The following is a 23,094-nucleotide window of genomic DNA, read 5'->3' as shown; positions in this document are numbered from 1 at the left end:
TGGGAATTGGGGCTTTGGGATTTGTTTAGAGCACTTAGGATAATTAGAAATTAGGTTAATTCGTTTTTCTTATAGTAATCTCTCCGAATAGTCCTTGCTGTTCAACCGCCACGAGCCGTTGTTTGATAAGCTCCAGCATCGCAAGGAATGTTACGATAATTTCCATTTTGCTCGAGGCGCTTCCGACCGCTTCGTGAAAACGTTTCTCGAGAGCTCCTTCGATTATTTTCATGAGATCGCGGATCCGCTCTTCCAGCGACACAACTTTCTCAAGGGTGGCTTGCGCATACTGCTGTTTTTCATAGAATGCACGGAACTCGTCGGCAATACGCCGCATATGGACATGAAGTATATTGGCAGTGATATTCTCCGGCGGATAAAATGTTATGGAAAAAATGGAAGTAGCCTCGCGCCCGAATGAAAATTGTTTTCTGCGAATCTGGCTTTGAAGATGTTTTCCCGCTTCCCGATACCGTTGAAGGAGTTTCAGGCGCGCTTCCAGGTCTACCAACTCCTCCTCTTCTTCTTCGCTTAACACCAGGAACGGCAAAAGGGCTTTGGTCTTGATAATAAGAAGATGCGCCGCAACGGATAGGAATTCCGCAAGGATCCCGGGAGGTATGGGAGTCGTTTCTACATATTGTATGAACTGATTGGTAACTTCCGCAAGCGATATCTGCGTTATTTCGAGCTTTTTTCCCTCAATTAAGCTAAGAAGGACGTCCAAAGGTCCTTCGAAGGTAGCAACTTTTACGGTATAAGGATTGCTATTGACAGGCATGTCTAAGATTTTGCAAACGCTCCTTTCACAAAACTTACTCCTAAGATCTTTTTGAAATTCGCCTGATTCACTAAAAAAGAATGCTCGTAATCGCCGCTATTCAAATATAATCTCGGCTGTTTGAAAAGTGCATTGTCTACAAAGGCATGCAATTTCAACATCTTTGGGAACGGCGGCGTTGAGCCCACCTCGCCTTTCAATTTTTTTTTCATCCATTGTTCGGTGGCAAAGTCCACCTTGCTCTCCGGCTTTTTTGATTGCTTTCGTAGCCACACATTGACCGCGGTCTTCACCTTCTTTTTATCAATGTGCTTGGAGGCCGGAACAAGCACCAGAACATGCTCTTTCGACCCGACCTGGAACACCGCAGTTTTGGCGACAAACTTTTCTTCCACATGAAGCGTTGCGGCCTTATCGTGTGCCGTAAATACGCGCCGATGTTCGACAACCGCATACTTGATCTTGTTGGTATCGAGAAAAGTACTGAAAGGTTTTGGTATAGCCATAGACGATGTTTTAATGATACTAAATGTCTGATCTACTTCTGAATTTTTATATGAAGCTCTTTTAATTGACGTTCTTCGAGTCCCGACGGACCGTCCATCATGAGGTCTCTGCCATCACCCGTTTTTGGGAATGCAATAACTTCGCGGATATTCGGCTCGTTCATGAGAAGCATGACCAACCGGTCAATTCCTGGAGCCATGCCGCCATGCGGCGGAACGCCGTAGGTGAAGGCGTCCAGCATGTGCCCAAATTTTTCCCGCACCGCCGAAGCGGAATGTCCCATGAATTCAAAAATCGCGGAAAGCAGTTTTGCATCATGTATCCGAATACTGCCTCCTCCAAGTTCATACCCGTTGCACACCAGGTCATACTGCTGGGCAAGAACGGAGCCAGGGTCTTCCTTCATGCGTCTAATGAACGCTTCCGTCGTCTCGCCTTTCAAAAACTGCGGAGCGGTGAATGGATGATGCGTCGCATCCCATCGCTTCTCACTTTCCTTCCATTCAAAAAGCGGAAAGTCCACAATATAAGCAAAGGCAAGCTCGTTGGGATCTTTGGTATTTTCGCGCAAGTCCGGCTTATCGCTTTTCCATTTTTCTTCAGCTTCTTTATAGGTAATGCGCGGAAAAGGGACTTGGTGGATCTTTTTTTTGTCGCGATCAACATGCCGCACGATATCGATGTACAGGTCTTCAACAAGCTGTAATATCTGGTTCTGATCTGCAAAACTCATCTCGATATCCAGCTGTGTAAATTCCGGCTGGCGGTCACCCCGCGTGTCCTCGTCGCGAAAACACCGGGCAATCTGAAAATAACGGTCTATGCCGGCAACCATCAAAAGCTGCTTGTATTGTTGCGGGGATTGCGGAAGCGCGTAAAATTTTCCTGCATGAAGCCGGGAAGGCACCACGTAATCCCGTGCACCTTCGGGAGTTGACCTGGTGAGGATTGGCGTCTCAATTTCAATAAAATTATTCCGACCCAGAAATCGGCGCATCATTTGTATGATGCCACTGCGCATCATCAAATTTTTTTTCATGCGGTCCCGGCGCAGATCAAGGTACCGGTATTTCATGCGATGCTCCTCGCCTATTTCGTAGCCATCGGTATCAAGCGCGAATGGCGGAGTTTGGGCGCTATTCAATACCTCAAGGGCCGTCGCTTCAAGCTCTATTTTTCCGGTCGGAAGCTTGGGGTTGGCAAGCTTCTCCGGTCGTTCTTTAACCATGCCGCTTACTTTCACCACCCACTCGGGCCGCAAAGTCTGGGCAAGTGCATACACCTCCTTATGTCCCGGGGTAAACACCACCTGCATGAGTCCCCACCGATCGCGCAAATCAATGAAAACAATCTTCCCATGGTCTCTTCGTACATGCACCCAACCGCAAAGTGTCGCTTCTTGGCCTATTTTTTGCAATGTTTCGAATGTGAGTGTCCGTTCCAAAATATACAACAAATACCAAACGCTAAATAACAAGAGGGCTTGTTATTCGTTTTTGTTATTTGTAATCGGTAATTCTATAAAGAATGTACTCCCTTTCCCAAGTCCGGGAGATTCCGCCCAAACCTTCCCGTCATGCCCCTTAATAATCTGCCGCGCGATGTAAAGACCGAGTCCCCTTCCTTCGCGGTAGAGCCGCCGCATATCTTCTCCCCGCATAAATTTATTGAAAAGCTTCGGCAAATCTTCGGACAGAATTCCCACCCCGGTATCGCTAATGGAGATAAGAACATGGTCTTCCTTTTTAGAGATCGAAACACTGATCTTCCCTTTCTTGGTGTATTTTATGGCATTATCAAGAATGTTCGAGAGGGCTTGGAGAAGATTTTCTCGGTCTGCAAGGATCTTCGGGAGTGGATTTTCGGCAAACCATTCTATGGGGAGTTTTTTGATGTCGGCCTGGAGCCTCGCTTCGGCCACGGCGTGAGAAAGAAGTTCGGTAGGAGAAATGGGCTCAAAATTATATTCCATGGTACCTACATGGATGCGCGGGAGGTCGAGGAAATTATTCACCAAACGTATCATGCGTTCGTTGGCCGTGAAAATTTTTTCGAACGCTTTTTTTTGGGTGAAACTAAGTTCTCCGAACGTGCCGTCAAGCAACATTGCCACATATCCTTTTACAATAGAAAGGGGGGTGCGCAGTTGATGCGAGAAAAGCGCAAGAAACCCGAGCAGCTCTTTGGTAAGAAGCTCTTGGTGATGTATGTGCGTCTTTTGAGAGGCCTTGCTCCTCCCCCTCCTTGTCACAACAGAACGCGCATTTCTTTTCTTTGTCATCATAAAGAAATTGGCTAGCACGGCCATTCACAGCATAGCAAACCATAATATGTCTGTAAACGGAGGATGGCCCTCATTTGACAATGTGATGTGAATATTCTGGAACAAGTCTATCGTGCTTGAAAAAATATGATACTAGGCAATAAAAATCCCGCTATAACGATATAGCGGGTTTTTCTTATATGCCCTTATTCCCAGTGATGCTTCCGCATCAGTCGTCGCGCAATAAAATCTATCGAAGCAATCATCGCCCCCGTTCGCAGGTCGGTCTTGTACTTATCCGCGGCTTCAACCGTACGCTTGGCACCACCAACCAAGTATGCTTTTCGCTTCGCCTGGATGTCTTCCAACTCATATTGCTGGCCTCGTACTCCCTGGAGCCATTCAAAATAGGAAACGGTAGCTCCGCCGGCATTGGCAAGGATATCGGGAATGGTAAGCACATCGTTCTCCCGAAGAATGGGAAGCGCCTCTTCGTCTGTAGGATTATTGGCTCCTTCCAGAAGAATTCGCGCTTTCATCTTGGAAGCAACCTGAGACGTAATCATACCTTCGGAAGCAGCCGGAACCAGCATATCGCAATCCTGGGCAAGCAATTCCTCGAGCGTGCAATGTTCGGCTTCGCTATAAGCCGCGATGCCTTCCTTGCTTGATGCCAATTTCAGAATTGTGTCAGCTTCCTCTTCAAGGCCACCGTCTTTGCGATAGAGCGCTCCGTGAATGTCCGCAACACCCACAACATTCAAACCGTGGTCTTTTGCGAACTTCAGAAACCATCCTCCGACATTGCCCATGCCCACGATGATGGTCCTGGGGGCTTTTTTGAAATACGCGGAAAATGCGTCATGTCCACGGAAGTACTCAAGAACATCGAGCATACCCTCTGCGGTCGCGGTCAGTCTTCCCGGACACCCAAAATTATCCAACGATTTTCCGCTTGCGATAGCACCGCAGGGAATATTCTTCTCCGCGTTGAGCGTCGCGTAATGCGTCATAAACTCGTCCATAATCTTTTCATTGGTTCCCATGTCGGGAGCAACCCGGTCCACGTGGGGACCGATAACGGGGTTGAGTTTCTGCACCACCTCTTGGGTCAACTGCACAAGCTCGTGCCAGGAAAGCAAACGTGGATCTACCGCGACACCGCCTTTGGCGCCGCCGAACGGAATGCGTTCGTGGTCATGGGGCCCCACAAGCGTATGTTTGAAGGTCATTTTCATCGCATCAACCTTCATAAGCGGTAGGGTCACCGAAGAGTCATAGCGCAGACCGCCGCCGAAAGGTTGGTGTCCCGTCGCCCAGGGATTGACATGACGGACACGGATGACGTGATAATGTTCTGTCTTGAGTTCTACCTTTGCAGCTCCGGGACCTTCGCCAAGACGTGCAAATGTCACCCGAAACGGCCGCTCATATGGTGAATCAAAATCCTTGAGCATCACTTGAACTCTGCGGTCAACACCCAAAATCTCACAAATTTCGTCCACTCGCCTGAACATCTGCTGAAGCATAAGAACCGCTTCGGCTTCTCTGGAGCCCATCATGTTTTATCTCCTCTCTCTTGAAAATAAAATTTGTTAAAAAACTTAATTCTGCCGTTCTTCAGCATATGCCCGATTTCAGATTTTAGCAAGAAAAAAGTGCAAATTCCTTCATTATTTCTTTTTTATAATATCCCCGCCCGCCGAAGAACTCTACGAACGGAATATCGCGAATGATGCGCTTTACTCAAAGCCAATTTCGCTTGTTCCTTGGTAATGAACCCCGCGGTTATCTCGCGTGAAAGGCGGGTAGAGTCGGGATGGAACCCGAGCATCTCGATTGCCTTTTTCTCTGTCGCGCGCGCGAGCAGGCAGGAATTGGCATTAGATTCTATAAGCCCCTCCCCTTTCGGAAGTTTCCACCAGCCCATTTTCTTCAGAATTTTTCTTGTATCCGCCGCTTTACGCTGAAATAAAAATGGAGAATGCACAATATACACCACCTGTTTATCGGTGTACGGCTTGAGTTTCCGTATAGCAGAGAAAATATGTTTTGAGCCGCTCTGGCTTAAATGTGCCCATTCGTTGATGCCCAACACCACCATAGATATGTTCCGTTTTAACGCTTCGGCGACATACGCGCGTATCACCACGCGCCTGCAAAGCTGGCATGTCCGGACGAAAGGAAGAGCGTGCTGACATTTTACCGAATAATGTTTCCTCCCCTCTGCATACAAAGTACGGAATTTTTCTTTAAGCACTTCGGATGGCTTCTCTTCATAAAGATCGGCCATCATCGCGAACGATTTTCTGTCTATCGGCCGGATGTATTTTCGAATGTCTATGCGCTTGTAATCGACGCTAAGGCGATTTGCAACAGAAGCGGCCCTTTGAAAAATATGCTTTGGGTAATATCCGGTATCAAAACTGAATGCAAGTATCCGGAATCCGCGTTTCTTGAGCATGCGCAGCATTGCACTCGAATCCTTCCCGCCAGAGATTCCCACCATGATATCGTATGCGCCCTTCCCTTTCCCAATAAATGATTTGAAAAAAGAAAATTCCCTTGCAAGATGCTTAGAATTAAAATATTTCCGATACTGCGCACACGTTTTACACAATCCGCTCTTGTTGAGCGAAACGGCAGGATTCCGCGTTGAATTTACGCAGATGCGGCATTCTCGAAAAGCCTGTTTTTTGCCTTTAATCTTCTTTTTCATTTAAATGATTTGACGTATTCAAAAAGTAATGATATCATAAACATTTGATCTTTGTAAAATTCAAATGCTGAGGGTGGCGATGCTACAACCATTTGACATAGTGATTATATTCCTTGTGGTGGCGCTGATGCTGATGACGTTGAGATTCTATGTATTTCTTATAGATCGAATCTTTCCGAAAAATATAAGATTTACGGAATCCGAACTAGCCTTAATGCAACCACTCTTTTGGTTCGTCCAGGGATGTTTCGGGTTCTTTTTAGGATACATCGGCATGGCTACCAACATATCCGGCTCCGGTAATTTTGAATTCTTCCGCTGGTATGCTGCGGCATGCTTCTTGGTTACCTGCTCCTCAATCGGCTTTTTCCGAGAGAAGATAAAGGGGATGGGGAAAAATTAGTCACACCTACCGATGTTTCGGTGGGTTTTTAATTTTTACAACAAAAAAATAGCACATTGTTGTGCCATGTTGGCCTTTTTGGAAAAACATCTCATTTTAACTTTTTTGGGGGCGCGTTATTTCCGCTTAAGCACGAATAAAGTGCGCTGGATGGGATACCAGGGCGCTACGGATGCGGTGCGTTCGACGGTAAATCCAAGCTTTTCAAAAAAATCACGCCAATCTGTGACTGTCCGATAGCTATACTGCATACTGATGCTTTTTGGAACATTGACGATCGTATCGCCAATGACGTTTAAAAACCAACGGAACCAATTTGCCGGCGTATCCTCCATAACGATAAGCCGTGGCGCGATTGTTCGGATCTGGGCCAGAATATGTCTATGGGCCTCGCGGGGTATGTGGTGAAGTACCGCAATAGCGAAAACCGCGTCAAAACTGTCGGGAGAAAACGGAATAGTGGTGCCGTCATAAAGTTTCATTGGCAACTTCGTTTGGTTTTTATCCTGCACATCAAGAAGCGTGACGCTCGCCCCTCTTTGCTCGCCAATGTACTTACCATCAAGTCCGTCTCCGGCGCCAAAATCAAGCACGCGTGATCCGGCCGGGATGTCATCGAGAAACAGATCGCAAAGATATTTAGACCATCGTGTTCTGACAGAATGCATCGTGTACAAATGCTAGTTTTATAATACAGAATACATTACCTAAAAAAGGCATTTCAGCCCAGTGTCCGCCCGGCAGGAATCGGACCTGCGACCATCTCCTTAAAAGGGAGCTGCTCTACCAACTGAGCTACGGGCGGAAAATTTTTATACCTGCGGAGTATAACTCAAATTTTCAGCTGCGTCAATTAAAAAGATGCCCTTAGGGCATCTTAGAGAGTTGGAGAAACCAAATCTCGGTTTCCAGCGTCGTGCGGCATTCCTGGCAGTTTCGCAAATGGTCCCAGAGCTCCTGAAAGGACTTGACTACCCTTCGATCACGGAAATCAAACCATCCGCGCCTTCTTTCTTCCTCTTGGTGCACTATGGATACCGTATCGCGGAGCAGTTTATGCAGAAGAAAACTAACTGCGATCGAGTTATCTGCGACTTTCCTCATATCAACGTCCGGAGAAGACACCATCGCCACTCTGGCTCTCTCAATAGCAGCCAGGCGCTCTTCATCGCTCCTCAAAGCCGGGAACCTCGACCCTTCTGCAGAACTCATGCTCTTTTCCTCCTCAGTTGTAAATGAACTTTGTCGAAACAGAAGTGTAGATTATTCTTTGCCGCCTGTCAACCCCGAACTTATCGCGATAAGTGCGGGACAAGCCCCTTGTGCACTTTCCACACATCCCCCGCTCCCATTGCAATGAGCACATCGCCTTTTTTGAGGCGTTTTTTAAAATAGAGCACCGCGCGCGGAATCGTTGCGATGTGGCGGATATGTTTATGCCAGACACTTGCGCGTTTCACCAATTCCTTGCTTGAAACACCGCCTTGCTTCTCTCGCGCGGAACCGTAAATATCCAAAACGATGACTTCGTCCGCATCTGAAAAAGATTTTGCAAAATCACCAAGCAGGGCTTTCGTTCGCGTATACGTATGCGGGTGGAATACCGCGATAATGCGTTTTTTTGGATACAGTTCCCGTGCGGCCTTGAGCGTCGCTTTAATCTCCGCCGGATGATGCGCGTAGTCATCAATAAGCAAGGCGCCGTGATATATCCCCTTATATTCAAATCTTCGGCGCGTTCCCCGAAATTCTCTAAGAGCTCTTTGAATAATATCTTTTTTTATACCGTGAGCTCGGGACGCCGCGATAACTCCCAGCGCATTAAGCACGTTGTGACGCCCCGGAATGCGAAGGAAAAAAGAACCGAATAACTCATTATTCCGATACGCGTTAAATTGCCATCTGCCATTCTTTACCTTCACTTCGCGCGCAATCCAGTGCACATCCACATTTGTTACATTCTTATTTACCCCGTTAGAAGTCGCGGACGCTGTCCGCGTCCTACTTCTGACGGGGTGAGCGCGAATATGAAAGTAGTCCTCATCAAGACCGTAGGTGATTATTTTGGCGCGTGTTGCAGGAAGAATTTTTCGGGCTTCCGCATCATCGCTACAGACAACCAGCAGGCCGCTTTTGGGAAGACGTCCTATAAAATTACGAAATACCCTGCGATATGCCGCTACATCAGAAAAATAATCGGGGTGATCGTAATCAATATTGGTAAGCAAGATTGTTTTTGGATCAAAAAAGCGGAACTTGTTCTGGTACTCATCGGCTTCGGCAATGAAGTGCTCGCCACTTCCCATCAGCGCATTGCCGCGGAATTGCGGTACTTCGGAACCTGTCATGACATTCGGACGTTTTTCTGCTTTTTGGAATACATACCCCAGCAATGCCGATGTGGTCGTCTTCCCATGCGAGCCGCATACCGCTATTCCGTGCTTTTCATTAAAAAGCTCTCCCAGCGCATGGGCGTATGAAAATATTTTATACCCGCGCTTTCGTGCTTCTTTTACTTCCGGATTTTTGGCGGTATATGCGGAGGATGCCACAACAAACCGAACGTCTCCAGGAACATTTCTTGCCGAGAATTCTTCGGTAAAAGGAATGTGATGGCGCTTGAGCACTGCATCGGTGAAAAATTTCTCATTCGTATCGGAACCGGAGACACGAAAACCGCGAGACGCGAGATGCTGTGCAAGCGCTGTCATGCCCACCCCCTTGATGCCAATGAGATAGGCGCGCGCGGCAGTATATTGTTTTTTTCTCGTTTTTGTCATATAATAAAAAGTCGTACATTAACATAACATACATCGGAGGGAGAGAAGCATGTTACTCACCTATATTGGGTTTCTCTTTGGAGGATTCGTTGCTGCTCTTGCTTCGGCAGCCGCTGCAGTCTTAATCAAGCGCCAGACCCAATATATTCGCCAGCGCACAAGAGGTTCGGTGGCTCTGAACCGGTATCGGCAGGGTCAAGGCGCCAAGAACGAACTATTCGTGTTTCAGAGATTTAGCGAGATAACGCTTCGTGTTTCCAAGAAATATCATATGCCGCAACCGTTGATCATAACGAATGATGATGCGGCCGATTACGCAGCGATCGGATATTCGATTCTCTCCCCGATACCCATTCTTTTATTCGGCAAGGAGGTGGAGGATTTTACCGATCGGGAGCTGGAAGGCATCGTAGGTCATGAACTGGCGCACTTTAAGCGCCGTTATCGCATTTATGCCGTCCTCCATTACTTCCTCTACGCATGGGTTAGGTTCCTTTGTGAAGAATGCGCCGCTGATGCGGTCGCGGCCGAACATGTGGGAAAAGAAACGATTCTTGCTTCCCTTAAAAGAGTCCGAGCCCAGATTGAACGCGAGAATGATGTGCAAGCGGTAGAAGAACTCGACAAGCGCATTCGTCTTATACGGGCAATGCCTTCATCCGGCTGAGGAATTCATCCCTCGGCTTTTTTCTTTAAGAATAAGAGAGGAAAAAAGAAAAACAGCTTTACAAATACGTCCGAGCCGCCAAGGTTCTTTTATAAACCGCCAAAGCCACTCCAGTCCGAGCGTCCGAAGTATCAGGGGAGCTCTTTTTATTTTTCCAGAAATTATATCAAACGCTCCCCCGACCCCCATCGCGATTTTCACTCTTGGGAGCTTCGCAAGATTTTGAACAATCCAGAGTTCCTGTTTCGGAGACCCAAGCGCTACAAAAAGTATGTCGGCATCTATGTTAGTGATCTTTTCAACCTCTTCGTTCCATCCCCCAACTTGAAGGTTCGGGATACGTTCTCGGAGCAATTCTGCCGTCCTTCGGGCGACTCCTCCCCTGCCGCCAAGAAAAAAAACGGTCGCGTGCTCCTTTGCTGCAAGTTCGCACAAATCAAACAAGAAATCAACGCCGGGTATGCGCTCAATCCCTAGACCATGCAGATGTCTTGCGGCAAAAGAAACGCCGATGCCATCTGCCAGCGCAAGATCGCTTTTTTGTAGCGTTTTGCGGAATTCGGAATTATTTTGCGCTTCGACGATAAATTCGGGATTGATCGTTGCGACCCGATGTTGTTTCCCATCGTATAAAAACTCCCGGCACCTTTCCAATGCTTCGGCTCTCGAGACAGCATCAACCGGAACTTTACATATTGTAACGCGCTTCATAGTCCTGCCGAAGATAGCACCGTATACGTCGGGCCCTTTGGGCCCGGTTCGCTTTCCATAAGTTCTATCGAATGGACTGGAAATGAGATGTCAAGAGTTTTTTCAATATGCGGAGCGCCGGACCCAAGTTGCTTCCATCGGAAGGGAATCATACGCCCGAGCGTCACGTGAAGTTTAAACGGCTTCTTGTCTGTCATTGGAGATTTGGTATTGCCTGTCCCGAGTATTCCCGAGGGAGATATTGGATATTCAGCCTCCTCTGCTTCTTGAATATACCTGCCTTCCGGGAACACGCACTCGCGAACTTTTCTTTGAAGCGCAGTGAGTTCTACAGACACTTCCCCTTCTGCCCACACCATACGAGGGGTTTTGGGGGTTGGGCCGATACCGATGCGATCGAGTGTGATATCGAACGATTCAATGCCTTCTGTCGCCATTGGCAAAACCGTTGCAATGCGGCTCATCTCCTCGTCATCTGCCGCGCCAATAAAGAGAAGGGTAATATGGATATTTTCTTCGCTCACCCAGCGAATGGGAAGATCGCGCCATGTCTCGGTTTCCTTGCGCAACATTTCCCGGACTTCGGGCGGAATGTTAATAGCGATGAAAAGACGATGCCCTTTCATGTAAAAAGTATACTCGCCAGTAGAACTTCAAACAAGAGGATGTTAGAATGGGAACATGTATATCGCCGATATTGTCCCGTTCGCTAAAATTCCTCGCTCACAGCCGCAAGTATTTTCATACTTTCTGCCGCGCCAACTGCCGCAGGGAGCGCTTGTGGAAATACCCATAGGAAGGCGTGTTGTAAGGGGCGTGGTTATCTCAACGCGCCCGGTGAGCGGCTCAAGGCTCGAAATCCGGAAAAGCGCATTCACCGTCAAAAGCATAAAGAAAATCATCTCCGATATTCCCGCGTATACCCCCGAACAACTTGAGCTTTTTTCCTGGATGTCGGAAACGTACTGGGCGCCGATGGGAAGCGCGCTTGCGCTTGGACAGCCTTGCACAACGCCTTCAGGCTGGACCGAACAGGATAAGCGCCATACGCCCGAAACCGATCTTTTTATTGAAGGAGAAGAACGGATGGAAATATATCTGCCGCATCTCAAAGAAGCGCTGAAGCAAAAAAAACATATTTGTCTGCTTTGTCCGGACATTTACGCCGCAATGGAGATGTTCCAAAAACTGCAGAAGAGCGAACAAGACGCAGAAATCGTGCTTTATGTAAAAAAAGCCGGTAAAAAATCCTTGGAGCGCATTCACGCTTCATTGCATAATCCCCAAAAACCCGCCATCTTCATCGGAATGCGCTCGCTGCTTTTTCTGCCCTGGCGGCATCTTGGTCTTGTTGTGATAGAAAAGGCTTCGAGCCAAAGCTATGAGGCCTGGGGAAGGGTACCCAAATACAACGCCTTGGAATGCGCAGAAAAACTTGCCCGTCTGCATGCTGCCCGTCTTATCTTTGGAGACGCGCTTTCTCCCGTAATGCTCTGGGATCGCGTGAAAGGACAAAACATCAAGAGAATAATGACGAAATCTCCTCTTTTGCAAAACACGCACCTAGAGATCATCGATCTGCGCCATCAAACCCATTGGAGTTCGCGCCATCCGCTGACGCTACGCCTTAGAGAAGAGCTTCGTCGCGTCATCCGCGGTGAGCGTCTTTTTGAGCCTTCGCAGGACCCACATACGCGCAAACAAGCCATGGTCTTCATTAATCGGAAAGGGAATGCCACAGCATTCATATGCAGAACATGTGGCTATATTCCGCGATGCAAAAATTGCGAGGCGGCGATGGTGCTGCACGAAAGCTCCTTACGGCAAGAGCTTCGTTGCCATCATTGCGGTGCGTCGCAAAGCCCGCCCACAAAATGCGCAAAATGCCAAAGCTATAAATTTTTTCCCCTGGGAGCAGGAAGTGCTCAAATAGAAAAAGACGTGAAGAATCTTGTTCCTGAAGCACGCGTGGCTCGCGTAGATAGCGATTCGGTCAAGACCGAAAAGGAGCTTGAAAAAATCCTTCTTTCGTTCAAGAGCGGCGGCATAGATATCCTCATTGGTACCCAACAAATGCTCAAAAAAGAGCTTCTGCCGCATGTTGCGCTTAGCGCGGTGCTGGGAGCGGAAAGCGCTCTGGTATTCCCACAGATAGACGCCGCCGAGCGCACATTCCGGCTTCTTGAAGTAATGAAGAGCTTGACGCGGGAACGCATGATCGTGCAGACACTGGACGCCAATATGCCGCTACTGGAGTTTTTAGAAAATGGTGAATATGAAAAATTTCTCGACGAGGAACTTGCGCGTAGGCGTACATTTGCCTATCCTCCATTCGGAGAACTCGCAAAACTTACGTTCGCCCACAGTCATCGCGAGCGCGCATTATATGAAGCAAATAAACTTGCGAAGGGACTTGTTGAGACCTGCAAGCGCCTTAACATGAAAGGCCAGCTTCTCGGTCCTTCCCCCGCGTTCATTCCCAAAGAGCGTGGCAAGTGGAAATTCGTGATCTTATTGAAACTCGCGGCCGGCATGCCGTCTGAGACGAGGACTGCATTGCTTGAAGAAATTCCTCCGTTCTGGCAGATCGAGACGCGTCCAAGAGAGTTGTTGTAGGCAGCGGAGATGCTATGGATCCGCTTCTTCTATTTTCAATGTTGACTAATTTAGTCATGATTAAAAAAGAAAGATGGCTTTTGGATACATTCAGAGTGAAAAATAAAAGCGGTCGCACTGCTGCGTGCGACCGTTGTACTGTTTTTTGCCGACACATTACCAGTATCGGATGAAATGATTCTGGGGGTTTTCTTCGTTCACTGCATCTTTCTTGGCAAGCGGTACAAGCGCTCCGCCTCGCGCAGCCCTTTCCATGCCAAGGCCTTCGCGCTCGAATATTTTCCGCACTACTTCAACCTTGGAAGATCTGGAAAAGGACCGGGAAGCGTAAATCGCATCCGAAAAATTGATACCCGCTCTCCGGAATTCATAAAAACGTACATTGAGTTTCCTGAATTTTTCATTGACAAGGTGCATGGCAGAATCTTCAAGAGACTCCAAACTTTCCCCGCCCCCCACAAAGTTCAGGATTTTCCCACGAGGAACACGGTGTTCCCGCAATTCGGAGAACTCCGTATTGAGTTCCTCTTCTTTAAACCCCGGCCATCTCAACCCTGAGTCATACTTCCACAGCTCTAGACGGGATGCTGATTTCGAATCCGGATAAAGATACAAGCGAAAACCACGGATTCCCCAGCTGTTGTGAAAATTGTCCAGACTTTTGAGAGCCTTCCACCGCCAGCCGGTGTATACGAAGATAGCGCCCAAAACTCCCCCGGATTGATTCGGTACCTCAATAAGCAACGTGTCGCCCTTCAGAGGATCTTGCACGCTGATCCGCGTTACATTGATATCAGGCCTTGCGATTCTTCTCACTTCAATCCCGTGATGGAATTGGTTGCAGGTATTGCATGAAACAACAGGAACCACATTCGGGGTGGATATAACTCCGCCACTATGATACTCCAATGCGGCGCAGTGTTGAATCTCAAAGACATGCAGGACTTCACTTTCCTTGCCCTTTTCGATCCTGAAGAAACATGCGGCTCCCCACGGAAGAGTTGTCTTTCTATTATATTTCCAAAGAGCTCTCATTGCGCTCTCCTTCCCCTCCTACATCATCCTTCTTTCCGCGCAAACTTTCGCCGAAAAGCCGGTATGCAGTCGGTTGCGCTGTTTATGGCTGCGCAAGCCGGGTTCTATGCCAAAAAGCACAGGTCAACTCGCTCATTTTCCATCAAGCAAGCCAACGCACTACAATAACATTTCTCCACTAAAAACGCAAGAACCCTGTTTTTTGACAGGGTTCTTGCTGAATAAATCTGCAAGATTCTGGAAGCGAGTTTAATAATCCTCTCCTCCGAAATCGCCTCCGCTCATGCCGCCGGGCATGCCTCCGCCCATACCGCCCGAACCCCCTTTCTTTTCAGGAAGGTCTGTGATAACTGCTTCAGTGGTAAGAAACAGTCCTGCAATAGATACGGCATTTTGCAGAGCACTGCGCACAACTTTCGTCGGATCAATGATGCCTGCGGCCATGAGGTCTTCGTATTTCAACGTTGCTGCGTTGAAACCATGGCTTCCGTGAGCTTTCTTCACTTCAGAAGCAACAACGGCGCCATCAAGGCCTGCATTCTGGGCGATGAGCCGGACGGGCTCTTCCAAGGCTCTGCGCACAATATTTGCGCCGGTCATCTCATCATCATGCAGTTGAAGCTTATCGACTGCGACAAGCGCACGCAAAAGCGCAACACCTCCGCCGGGAACCACGCCTTCTTCAAGCGCAGCCCGCGTCGCATTGATAGCATCTTCGATGCGAAGTTTTTTGTCTTTTTGTTCCGTCTCGGTCGCGGCGCCAACTTTGATGACCGCTACTCCTCCGGAGAGCTTTGCAAGCCGCTCCTGCAGTTTTTCTTTATCAAACGTTGAGTCGGTTTTTGCAAGCTGCGTCTTGAGCATTTTCACCCGTTTCTCAATGGCAGTCTTATCGCCCTTACCGCCCACAACGGTCATATTGTCTTTGGTCGCAATAACACGATGCGCCCCTCCAAGCATGTCTAAGGTGGCATTCTCGAGCTTGAGACCGACTTCTTCTGAAATAACCTTGGCACCGGTCACTACTGCGATATCTTCCAGCATTTCTTTGCGCCGGTCACCGAATCCCGGAGCCTTCACCGCAAGAACATTGAACGTGCCGCGGAGCTTGTTGACCACAAAGGTTGCAAGCGCCTCGCCATCGACATCCTCGGCAATGATCGTAAGCTCTTTTTTTCCGGATTGCGCAAGCTTTTCAAGCAAGGGCAGAATATCGTGAATGGTTGATATTTTTTTGTCCGTGAGCAGGATGGAAGGATTCTCATACTCCGCTTCCATGCGTTCGGTGTTGGTGATCATGTAGGGCGAAATGTACCCACGGTCAAACTGAAGCCCTTCCACCACTTCATACGACGTCCCGAAGGTTTGTCCTTCCTCAACCGTAATGACGCCTTCTTTGCCGACTTTTTCTATGACAGCGGCGATCTGGTCTCCGATTTCCGGATCGCGTGCGGAGATGTTGGCTACCTGGGCAATCTCCTCTTTTTTGGATGCATCGATCATCTTCGACATCTTGCGCAGTTCTCCGATAACAGCCTCGGTGGCTTTTTCGAGTCCGCGTTTGAGCGCCATGGGGTTTGCTCCGGCTTCTACGTTTTTGAGCCCTTCGTGAATAAGCGCCTGCGCCAAGACCGTTGCGGTGGTGGTGCCGTCTCCCGCTACATCGTTCGTTTTTGTTGCAACTTCTTTAACCAAAGAAGCTCCGACGTTTTCAAATTTGTCGGGCAGATCTATTTCCTTCGCAATGGTAACACCATCGTTGGTGATGGTGGGCGAGCCGTAGGATTTATCGAGCACCACACTCCTGCCTCGCGGCCCGAGCGTCACTTTTACCGCGTCGGCGAGTTTATCCACGCCTGCAAGCATCCTTCGGCGCGCTTGTTCGGAGAATTTTATTTGTTTTGCCATTTTTGCCTACGAGTATAGCGAGTAGGTGCAAAAATGAGCATCCCGCTCAAATTTTGCCTCCCGATACACCCATTAATTTTCTTTTGGTAAGACTGTTCCGACAAATTCTTGCAGGCCGCGGGTGCCGGATAGGCACATCCCTTGGTGCGCGAAGCGGCCTGCCGCACGCGCTACTTGCAAAATTTGGGCGGGGGAGCCCACCATTGTTATTCCAGTATTGCTAAAATATCTTCCTCCTTGCAAATGAGGTACTCTTTTTTATCGATCTTGACCTCGTTGGGACCGTACTTAGTGAACAGCACCGTGTCGCCCACCTTCACCTGCGGCGCAATCTTCTGTCCGCTGTCCGTTACCTTTCCCGAACCTACGGCAATCACCTTGCCCTGTTCCGGCTTTTCCTTGTCGGCCGTGTCGGGTAGAACAATGCCGCTTTTCGTGCGCTCCTCTGCCTTGACGGGCTCGATGACCACATAATCGCGTAAGGGTTTTAATTGCATAAAGCTCTGCTAATCACGAATGATACGAATGTCACGCGAATAACGCGAATTCACGAATGACTGTAACCCCTCCATGCATTCGTGAATCTGTATATTCGTGTGATATCTGTAAATTCGTGATATTGCTAATTTAGCACTCTAGACCTTTAACTGCTAATCTCTAAAGGCATTATAAGGATGGTGAAGATATTGTCAACAGCTATTTAACAAAGCGTCCCAGGAAGAATTTGTGCAAATTTTGTGGAAAATATGGGTATAAAAAATCCCACGCTCATGAAGAAACGTGGGACGTGTTTTCTTGGGATTGTACGGCCTCGAGAGGAAGCATGTGTAGGATCTGGTCTTCCAGGTCCTGCGCGATAGCTTCTTCGCTCTCCAGGGGCTGCATTACTACATATGGCACATTCGGATGATCGCGATTGAAAAGACGATGCCGACCCTTCCAATCTTCTGCAAAGGCCGCAAAGCTGATCTTCTCTCCATTGGACAAATGCATATGGTACAAAAGATACCGCTTATGCCCCCAATGATGGTCGCGCATACGGCACTCGTAAACCTCTCTCTCGGCCTGAGAAATAACGTTCTTCTTCAGAAGAGCGCCCAGGACCAATGCAACCGGGTCATCGGAAAGCTGAAGAACGGTGCCTTGGGCGTTCGCAATCATGGCAAGCAAGGTCATCTCCTTCAAGACACTTATTTTTTCAACGGGCCTTGGATATCTCCTGCAAAGCCCCCGAGGACTTACAATGCACGGAATGGTCGCGAAACGCTTGGCATGGACTTTGACGTCGTCGGGATTGGATTTCAATTGAAGTTTCATGACGAGATACTGGCCGTCTTTCGAGCAGTACGGAAGCATGTAATCCGCGCCGTGGCTGTCATCCCAGGCGCTACGCTGAAAAAAATCACGGTCATCGTATCGGGGCAGCGATTTTCCCTTCCGCTCTCTCGGATCGACCAAATACCCTTCTCTCTGGATCATCTGCAGAGCCTGGCGCAGGTAATTTTCTTCCTGGATGCCCTTAAGACGTATCTGCACCACGACTTCGACCACGCGCGAAAGTTCACCATAAGAGGCGTCCGTAAGAACGCGGATAATACCCCTCTGTGAATTGCCGTAGCAGAAAACCCGTGATGCGTTGATGGCGACATGCCCTTCCGTTCCGCGTTCCTGGCGCGGATACTGGATCATTTTTGCGGAGAACGGGTGGCGTTCTTCAAAATTCCGACAGTGCTGAAAGAAAAGAAGGTAGCGCGATTTGTCCGTAAAGGTCAGCTCAAACCCGAATATTTCCTGACCCTCCGCTCGCGCGAGAAAATTCCTCACATTCTCCTGAGGAATAGCGTTGACATCGGCGATCTTCTTGAATTCCGCAAGAGTCTCGTGCGCTACTCTTTCGGACAATTTCGCCAGTCTCCGAAGCGTCGCCTCCACCGCTTCTACAAACTTAACGGTGATTCCCTTGAAGCGCTGTTCTTCTTCGGCCTTCTCTTGCTTTTTAGCCTCTTCGAGTTTGGCGAATGCTTCATCTAAATCTCTCGTATCCTGCCTCAAACGTATCCTAGCCATAGGAGCCTCCGGGACAGTATGATTTTTTTAAAAGTACTTATCCGAACACAAAGTTCGAACAATTTATTGTAGCATTTTTCCTGTAAACTTGTCAAGTATCTCGCGTTCCGGGGAATCCGGGTGAAAAGCGAGCTCTTCGTCCTCCGCTACGATCCTACCTATACGGCTTTGCGTTAAGGGGTTTTTTTGGATGAAGATCTTCTGGACATAGGATAATCCTCTTTCGACTAGGTCGCCGAATCTTCCCCGCAAGGGCGCTTCCACAAGCCATCGCAGCCTCAAAAAAAACGGGTTTTCTGGAAATGTTTTTTGATGTAATTTCTCGGCAGACGCATTTGGGAAAAATCTGAAAATCCACCGATTCGCATCATAAAATTTTTTAAGCATCTCCGGATTAAAAATGGGAATAATACGCACATATGTCGCGGCATTATAAAGCCCCCGAGCTTTGAGTCCAAGCGATATGGTCGTTACGTAGTGATTCAGACATATCTTGCCGGATGTTTTTTTTGAGAGTCTGGTTGCGCGCAGTTTACCGCATGAAAGAACGAGCAACGAAAGAAATAGCCGCGCGGTCCATATGCGGCCTTTTTCGGCAACGACCATGACATCCACGTCGCTTCCTTTGGTGGCATTTCCCGTTGCAACCGACCCCGAAAGAAATGCGCTCCGCACAAAAGGCGCCGAAGGGAATAATTTCAGCACCCACAAAACCTCGTGCCATTTTTCTTCCGCAGTCTTTGTGCGTTCGATCCTCTCTTCATATAAACTTTCGCGTCCTTTCAAAAAGTAAAACCCATTTTTTTCTCCAATGCTCCCTTCTGTCTTAAGCCGTTCAAGTTCTTCAAGCGTTGCCGCATAGTCATTGATAACGAAGTGCCTTTCGTCCGCTATTTGCAACCTAAAAACTTCCCACGCAGTCAGGGGGCAGTTGAGAATGTCGTGATAGGTGAGCGTAGCGAGAATTTCGCTTGACATATTTATATGCTAGTTCTATAATATAAATAGTAAACAAGAATTTGGCTCTTTCCTAAAAAAGTCTCAATAAAGGCGAAATCGAGGAGGAATTAACAATGAATACGAACACAACTGTCCTGAGAACCACTCAGAAGGGATACCTCGGTCTATACTTGGCCGAACTCGTCTGGATTGGCATTCTGCTCACGGGAGCCACACTGCTTTCCGGCTACATTGACTCGGTCTATGCCAAACTCGGCGTGGACTCCTTCAAAGCATTTGAAGAACTCGATTTCTTAAGCCGATTTGAGTATGAAGAAGCAGTGGTCTTCAGTTATGGCGGCATGGTCCTCTCGTACGTCGTCATCGGGATCATCGCTCTCTCGGGTCTGGGCACAGCTATCTACAGCACGAAAACAGTGACTACGCTTCACAAGAACAGCGCCGGCCGCCATGAGAAATTGGTCAGTGAAAGCTTTGGATTCCCATTCGCGAAAGAAACGGCGCAAGTGATATTCGACAGAATCACCGACATCACCGTTCGCCAATCGGGTATGGGGCGCCTATTGAACACCGGCGATTTGGAGATCACTACGATTACATTCACCAACGCCGAAGCGAAGGAGCAGAAGTGGGAGATTCCTGCTATCGAGGGGCCTTACGAGAAGAAGGCAGAAATTGAATCCGCACTCGTCGGACATGAGGGCCTTCTCGTCAAAGTTCGGGCTGGTTAGACAGCGAAAGAATATCACGGGCTGGGGCCTCCCCCAGCCTTTCTTTTTTTCATGCTTCACGCTTCATGTTTCCTGTTTCATGAATTTCTTCAGCCACTCCCCCGTATAGCTTCCCTTCGCCTTCATAATATCCTTCGGAGTGCCTTCGGCAACAATGCCGCCGCCGCCGGACCCTCCTTCGGGGCCAAGATCCAAAATCCAGTCCGCGCACTTAATAACATCAAGATTGTGCTCGATGACCAGCACGGTGTTGCCCTTATCTACCAGGCGCTGCAACACGTGGAGAAGTTTCTTGATATCTTCAAAATGAAGCCCCGTTGTCGGCTCGTCTAAAATATAGAGCGTGCGCCCCGTGTCTCTGCGCGAAAGCTCTGTGGCAAGCTTCACTCTCTGCGCCTCGCCTCCGGAAAGCGTGGTAGCTGCCTGTCCAACTTTGATATATCCCAGCCCCACTTCGGAAAGCGTTTTTAGCTTTTGCTTCAGGGAGGGAATGGCGTCAAAAAATTTCAGCGCTTCGTCAACGCTCATCTCCAGAATATCGGAGATATTTTTTTCTTTGTATAAGATCTCCAGCGCCTCTCGGTTGTATCTGCGCCCGTGGCATTCTTCGCACTCCACGTACATATCCGGCAGAAAATACATTTCAATTTTCCGCACTCCCTCGCCGCGGCACGCTTCGCACCGCCCCCCCTTTACGTTGAAGCTGAACCGTCCCGGCTCATACCCGCGGACCCTTGCTTCCTCCGTCCGAGAAAAAAGATCTCGGATATGGGTGAAGGCACCAATATACGTTGCCGGGTTGCTTCTGGGCGTACGGCCTATGGGAGATTGGTCTACGTGCACCATTTTATCAATGTGTTCGATGCCGCGCATATCCTTATACGCTCCGGGCTGGGGTTTAGCGTGATATAATTTTTGGGCGAGCGCGCGGGCCATGGTATCAATAATAAGCGTGGACTTTCCCGAACCCGAGACGCCCGTAACACAGATGAAGGTGCCCAACGGCAGGCGCATAGTGACATGCCGCAAGTTGTGCTGGCTCGCATCGATAATTTCCAAGAATTTTCCCGATCCCTTGCGCAGTTTTTTTGGCGCTTCGATCTCTTTTCTCCCCGCCAGATAATCTCCCGTCAGCGTATGGGTTTTTCGGACTGTCTCAGGCGTGCCTTGGGCAACAATTTCGCCTCCATGCCTCCCTGCTCCCGGTCCTACATCCACAACCCAATCGGCCGCAAAAATCGTCTCCCGGTCGTGCTCTACCACAATGACGCTATTTCCCAAATCGCGGAGATTTTTGATCGATGTGATGAGGCGGTCATGGTCTCTGGCATGAAGCCCTATGGACGGCTCATCCAGAATATAAAGCACTCCGACCAGCTGTGAGCCGATCTGCGTCGCAAGTCGTATGCGCTGGCCTTCGCCGCCCGCTAAGGTACGTGCCGAACGGTCAAGCGTAAGGTAATCGAGCCCCACATCAACCAGAAACTGCAGGCGCTTGAGAATTTCTTTTGCAAGAGGAGACACGATGACAAGTTCATTCTTTGAAAGTCCTTCGCCGGATACCTTCTTGAAGAATGCCATGGCATCCGAACAAGTCTGCGACACAACCTCATCGATCCCTTTCCCCAGAAACTTTACAGCCAATGCTTCCGGCTTCAATCGTCTGCCGAGACATGCCTCGCATATTTTCTCTATCATGTATTGCTCGATCTCCGCTTTGGTGTAATCGGAATCCGATTCGCGATGTCTGCGCTCAAGATTAGGAATGATACCCTCAAACACCTTCCCTTCAACCTTTCCCTCCGCCTTTCCCTTTTCCCCATACAATAGAAGGTCCGTGACATTTTTCGGAAGCTTTTTCACCGGAACATTGAGGGAAAAATTATTCCGTCCCGCAAATTCTTCCAGCATATACATATACCATCCTTGGCGTCCCACGCGATGCGATGCGGCCGCCCACGGACGGATAGCGCCCTCTGCAAGCGTCAGGTTCGGATTTGGCAGCACCAAGTCGGGGTCGACTTCAAGACGCGTCCCCAGGCCCGTGCAATGCGGGCATGCCCCATGCGGTGAGTTAAAGGAAAAGAGCCGCGGCTCAATTTCGGGCAAATTCGTTCCGCAATTCGCACAGGAAAACCGCTCGGAAAACACAATGTCCTGGGCATCTATTTTTGCATTATCCGTAATTCCTTTGGTATTTGCCGCCTGCACGATCACCGTCCCATCGCCGAGCTTCAATGCCTGTTCCAAAGAATCGGCGAGGCGCGCCTTGTCAAGATCGCGCTCCATTTCAAGCCGGTCTATCACGATCTCAATAGAATGTTTTTTCTTGGCGTCAATGTTCATGGCAAGCGCCTCCTCAACCCGCATGACCGTTCCGTCGAACCGCACGCGCACATACCTCCCCTCTTCAACGCGCTTAAGCACGCCTTTATGCTCGCCTTTTTTATCGCGTACGAGCGGAGAAAGAATTGCCACATCGGTGCCGCGGGAAAGTTCAAGGACCTTCAAGACCATCTGTGACACCGACTGCTTCACTACGGGACGCGCGCATTTCGGGCAATGCGGACGGCCAACGCGCGCAAATAATAGCCGGAGGTGGTCGTACACTTCGGTGATGGTTCCCACGGTCGAACGGGGATTTTTGGATACGCTTTTTTGGTCTATGGAGATTGCGGGTGATAGACCGTCGATGCTGTCTACATCGGGCTTATCCTTTACGCCCAGGAACTGCCGGGCGTAGCTTGAGAGCGATTCCACGAAACGCCGTTCGCCCTCCGCGTAGATCGTGTCGAAGGCAAGGGAGCTTTTGCCGGAACCGGAAAGGCCCGTGATGACCACGAGTTTATTACGCGGAATGTCCACATCGACGTTCTTAAGATTATGGACCCGCGCGCCACGGATTCGAATGATGTCCTGATGAGAAGTTTTTTTCATGTGGGAGGC

The 23,094-nt window shown here is 49.0% G+C and carries 21 protein-coding genes and 1 tRNA gene; 4 read left to right on the top strand and 18 right to left on the bottom strand.

All coding sequences use genetic code 11. The features are described from left to right. Positions 1-55 precede the first annotated feature (55 nt). The 6 genes from Q7S09_00265 to Q7S09_00240 all read right to left on the bottom strand — a co-directional run bounded on the left by Q7S09_00265 (position 56) and on the right by Q7S09_00240 (position 6,270). The gene (locus Q7S09_00265) at positions 56-781 is read right to left on the bottom strand and encodes a ScpA family protein (protein MDO8557611.1); all 726 of its coding nucleotides are present in this window, start codon (positions 779-781) and stop codon (positions 56-58) included. 2 nt (positions 782-783) lie between these two features. Then, positions 784-1,287 carry a YbaK/EbsC family protein gene (locus tag Q7S09_00260; protein MDO8557610.1) on the bottom strand — a complete coding sequence of 168 codons (504 nt, stop codon included), beginning with the start codon at positions 1,285-1,287 and terminating at the stop codon, positions 784-786. A gap of 32 nt (positions 1,288-1,319) precedes the next feature. Continuing rightward, entirely contained in the window at positions 1,320-2,732 is a 1,413-nt protein-coding gene (gene aspS, locus Q7S09_00255; protein ID MDO8557609.1) for an aspartate--tRNA ligase, read from the bottom strand. A gap of 42 nt (positions 2,733-2,774) precedes the next feature. Then, the gene (locus Q7S09_00250; GenBank protein MDO8557608.1) at positions 2,775-3,572 is read right to left on the bottom strand and encodes a HAMP domain-containing sensor histidine kinase; all 798 of its coding nucleotides are present in this window, start codon (positions 3,570-3,572) and stop codon (positions 2,775-2,777) included. A gap of 185 nt (positions 3,573-3,757) precedes the next feature. Continuing rightward, positions 3,758-5,113, bottom strand: coding sequence for a Glu/Leu/Phe/Val dehydrogenase dimerization domain-containing protein (locus Q7S09_00245; protein ID MDO8557607.1), 1,356 nt, complete (start codon positions 5,111-5,113; stop codon positions 3,758-3,760). A gap of 122 nt (positions 5,114-5,235) precedes the next feature. Beyond that, complete coding sequence (locus tag Q7S09_00240; protein ID MDO8557606.1) at positions 5,236-6,270, bottom strand: 7-cyano-7-deazaguanine synthase; 1,035 nt, start codon at positions 6,268-6,270, stop codon at positions 5,236-5,238. Between the two features lie 79 nt (positions 6,271-6,349). On the opposite strand from Q7S09_00240, the gene Q7S09_00235 reads away from it, so the two are divergent. Then, complete coding sequence (locus Q7S09_00235; protein ID MDO8557605.1) at positions 6,350-6,673, top strand: hypothetical protein; 324 nt, start codon at positions 6,350-6,352, stop codon at positions 6,671-6,673. Between the two features lie 116 nt (positions 6,674-6,789). Here Q7S09_00235 and Q7S09_00230 read toward each other — a convergent pair whose 3' ends face one another. The 4 genes from Q7S09_00230 to murC form a co-directional block, all read right to left on the bottom strand. Beyond that, complete coding sequence (locus Q7S09_00230) at positions 6,790-7,341, bottom strand: methyltransferase domain-containing protein (protein ID MDO8557604.1); 552 nt, start codon at positions 7,339-7,341, stop codon at positions 6,790-6,792. A gap of 64 nt (positions 7,342-7,405) precedes the next feature. Next, positions 7,406-7,478 (bottom strand) — tRNA-Lys (locus Q7S09_00225). A gap of 62 nt (positions 7,479-7,540) precedes the next feature. Beyond that, a complete protein-coding gene (locus tag Q7S09_00220; GenBank protein ID MDO8557603.1) occupies positions 7,541-7,885 on the bottom strand; it encodes a hypothetical protein in 345 nt (114 codons plus the stop codon). 80 nt (positions 7,886-7,965) lie between these two features. Next, positions 7,966-9,453 carry a UDP-N-acetylmuramate--L-alanine ligase gene (gene murC, locus Q7S09_00215; GenBank protein ID MDO8557602.1) on the bottom strand — a complete coding sequence of 496 codons (1,488 nt, stop codon included), beginning with the start codon at positions 9,451-9,453 and terminating at the stop codon, positions 7,966-7,968. Between the two features lie 49 nt (positions 9,454-9,502). Between murC and Q7S09_00210 the strand changes: the two genes are divergently transcribed. Beyond that, positions 9,503-10,120: a hypothetical protein gene (locus tag Q7S09_00210; protein MDO8557601.1), complete on the top strand. Its 618-nt coding sequence runs from the start codon at positions 9,503-9,505 to the stop codon at positions 10,118-10,120. Here Q7S09_00210 and Q7S09_00205 read toward each other — a convergent pair. Together Q7S09_00205 and thpR are read right to left on the bottom strand one after the other, a co-directional pair. Continuing rightward, complete coding sequence (locus Q7S09_00205) at positions 10,109-10,831, bottom strand: WecB/TagA/CpsF family glycosyltransferase (GenBank protein ID MDO8557600.1); 723 nt, start codon at positions 10,829-10,831, stop codon at positions 10,109-10,111. The two genes, Q7S09_00210 and Q7S09_00205, sit on opposite strands and share 12 nt — an antisense overlap. Further along, the gene (gene thpR / locus Q7S09_00200; protein ID MDO8557599.1) at positions 10,828-11,457 is read right to left on the bottom strand and encodes an RNA 2',3'-cyclic phosphodiesterase; all 630 of its coding nucleotides are present in this window, start codon (positions 11,455-11,457) and stop codon (positions 10,828-10,830) included. The genes Q7S09_00205 and thpR overlap by 4 nt, the downstream gene beginning before the upstream one ends. Positions 11,458-11,512: 55 nt before the next feature. Here thpR and priA point away from each other — a divergent pair, with 55 nt between their 5' ends. Beyond that, positions 11,513-13,447 (top strand): primosomal protein N', encoded by a 1,935-nt coding sequence (gene priA / locus Q7S09_00195; protein MDO8557598.1) that lies wholly within the window; start codon positions 11,513-11,515, stop codon positions 13,445-13,447. Positions 13,448-13,603: 156 nt separating this feature from the next. On the opposite strand, the gene Q7S09_00190 is transcribed toward priA, so the two are convergent. The 5 genes from Q7S09_00190 to Q7S09_00170 form a co-directional block, all read right to left on the bottom strand. Further along, the gene (locus Q7S09_00190) at positions 13,604-14,482 is read right to left on the bottom strand and encodes a hypothetical protein (GenBank protein ID MDO8557597.1); all 879 of its coding nucleotides are present in this window, start codon (positions 14,480-14,482) and stop codon (positions 13,604-13,606) included. A 249-nt stretch (positions 14,483-14,731) separates the two neighbouring features. Next, positions 14,732-16,390 (bottom strand): chaperonin GroEL, encoded by a 1,659-nt coding sequence (gene groL, locus Q7S09_00185; GenBank protein MDO8557596.1) that lies wholly within the window; start codon positions 16,388-16,390, stop codon positions 14,732-14,734. A gap of 206 nt (positions 16,391-16,596) precedes the next feature. Beyond that, positions 16,597-16,887: a co-chaperone GroES gene (groES, locus tag Q7S09_00180; GenBank protein ID MDO8557595.1), complete on the bottom strand. Its 291-nt coding sequence runs from the start codon at positions 16,885-16,887 to the stop codon at positions 16,597-16,599. Between the two features lie 271 nt (positions 16,888-17,158). Further along, positions 17,159-18,457 carry a hypothetical protein gene (locus Q7S09_00175; GenBank protein MDO8557594.1) on the bottom strand — a complete coding sequence of 433 codons (1,299 nt, stop codon included), beginning with the start codon at positions 18,455-18,457 and terminating at the stop codon, positions 17,159-17,161. A 63-nt stretch (positions 18,458-18,520) separates the two neighbouring features. Beyond that, positions 18,521-19,435, bottom strand: coding sequence for a nucleotidyltransferase domain-containing protein (locus tag Q7S09_00170; GenBank protein MDO8557593.1), 915 nt, complete (start codon positions 19,433-19,435; stop codon positions 18,521-18,523). Positions 19,436-19,530: 95 nt separating this feature from the next. Here Q7S09_00170 and Q7S09_00165 point away from each other — a divergent pair, with 95 nt between their 5' ends. Continuing rightward, complete coding sequence (locus Q7S09_00165) at positions 19,531-20,148, top strand: PH domain-containing protein (protein ID MDO8557592.1); 618 nt, start codon at positions 19,531-19,533, stop codon at positions 20,146-20,148. 63 nt (positions 20,149-20,211) lie between these two features. On the opposite strand, the gene uvrA is transcribed toward Q7S09_00165, so the two are convergent. Continuing rightward, on the bottom strand, positions 20,212-23,085 hold the full coding sequence (uvrA, locus tag Q7S09_00160) for an excinuclease ABC subunit UvrA (protein ID MDO8557591.1): 2,874 nt from the start codon (positions 23,083-23,085) through the stop codon (positions 20,212-20,214). Positions 23,086-23,094: the final 9 nt, after the last annotated feature.

This window comes from bacterium, assembly GCA_030649025.1.
In the GTDB taxonomy this organism is placed as follows: Bacteria; Patescibacteriota; Minisyncoccia; order JAUYLV01; family JAUYLV01; genus JAUSGO01.
Note: the sequence above shows the minus strand (reverse complement) of the source record. Positions and strands in the feature narration are given on the sequence as shown.